This window comes from Cellulomonas chitinilytica, from assembly GCF_016862675.1.
Lineage (GTDB): Bacteria > Actinomycetota > Actinomycetes > Actinomycetales > Cellulomonadaceae > Cellulomonas > Cellulomonas chitinilytica.
Genome location: NZ_BONK01000035.1, coordinates 1 through 1590, shown reverse-complemented (window position 1 = coordinate 1590; position 1590 = coordinate 1). Strand labels below are relative to the sequence as shown.

The 1590-nt window shown below is 73.6% G+C and carries 2 protein-coding genes; both read left to right on the top strand.

From position 1 onward, the window contains the following. A partial coding sequence (locus Cch01nite_RS22570; protein ID WP_203758767.1) for a hypothetical protein occupies nucleotides 1-431 on the top strand: 431 nt, incomplete at its 5' end. After that, on the top strand, nucleotides 428-1590 hold a 1163-nt coding region (locus Cch01nite_RS22565), incomplete at its 3' end, for a M14 family metallopeptidase (RefSeq protein WP_203758766.1). The genes Cch01nite_RS22570 and Cch01nite_RS22565, both read left to right, overlap by 4 nt.

Genomic DNA, 1590 nt, shown 5'->3' with positions numbered 1-1590 from the left:
GCGTGCCCCCGGACGACCCCCGCGACGTCGCACCCGGCACGCCCGCGGACCAGCCCGGCGCACCGGTGGACCAGCCGCCGGTCGCGTCGACCGACCCGGTCCCGGAGGACGGCGACCCCGTCCTCCGGGTCCGGGTCCAGGGCGCGACGCTCGACGACCTGCGCGCGTTCGCCGACGAGGTCCAGCCCGACCCGGGCTGCCGGGCCGTCGCCAAGCGGACCGACACCGGCTACTCGCTCGACGTCTACCTCGAACAGTCCCGGCTCGACACCGCACGCGGTGCCCGGGCCGCCGCACAGGTCACCCTCGACGTCGTCGCCGACGAGACCGCGAACGGGCGAGCCCGCCAGCAGGAGGTCGGCACCGGCGACAGGTACGCCGCGCGGGGCGAGGTCCCCCGAGGGCTCGGCACGAAGGAGCAGCCGCGATGAGCTACCTCAACGTCACCGAGATCGAGTCGGCGCTCGTCAACCTCCAGGCCGCCTACCCGCAGACGTCCGAGCTCGTCACGTTGCCGCACCTCAGCCACGAGGGCCGGCAGACGCACGTGCTGCGCATCGGCGCCCAGGGCAGCGGCGACACCGACGGCGTCCTGCTGCTCGGCGGCGTGCACGCCCGCGAGTGGGTGCCGCCCGACGCGCTCGTCTCCCTCGCCGCCGACCTCCTCGAGGCGCACCAGCTCGGCACCGGCCTCGTCTACGGCGGCCAGTCGTTCACGGCCGACGACGTCCGGCAGATCGTCGAACGGGTCAACCTGTTCGTCTACCCGTGCGTGAACCCCGACGGGCGCAGCTACAGCCAGACGACGAGCCCGATGTGGCGCAAGAACCGCCGCCCGCCCTCCGGCGGCGCGGCCTGCGTGGGGGTCGACATCAATCGGAACTTCGACTTCCTGTGGGACCACACCGTCCACTTCGCGGCCGACTCCCACGTCCAGACGTCGTCCGACCCGTGCGACCCGCAGGTGTACCGCGGTCCGTCCAGCGCGTCCGAGCCGGAGACGCAGAACGTCGTGTGGCTCGCCGACACCTACCCGCGGATCCGGTGGCACGTCGACGTGCACAGCGCCGTCCCCGACATCCTCTACAGCTGGGGCAGCGACGAGAACCAGAGCGCGCACCCCGACCAGAACTTCCTCAACCCCGCGTTCGACGGCGTCCGCGGGCGCCCGCACGACGCCGCGTACGGCGAGTACATCGAGCCGGACGACCTCGACCGGGTCCGCACGCTCGCCGATCGCATGCACGACGCGATCCGCGCCGTGCGCGGCGACTCGTACGGCGTCGAGCAGGCGTACAGCCTCTACCCGACGTCCGGGGCCAGCGACGACTACGCCGCCAGCCGGTCCCGGGCCCGGCCGGACGTCGCCGAGATCGACGCGTTCACCATCGAGTGCGGGCACAGCTTCCAGCCCACCTGGGCCGAGGCGGAGAACGTGATCCGCGAGGTGTCCGCGGGGCTCGTGGCGCTCGGGGTCGCGGCCGCGTCGACGATCGGGTCCGACGAGCCGCCGGTTCCCTCGGCGAACTCGATCGCGCTGGTGCGGCAGATGCCGGGGTGGGCGTCGATCCCGGTTGCGGCGGCCGACGG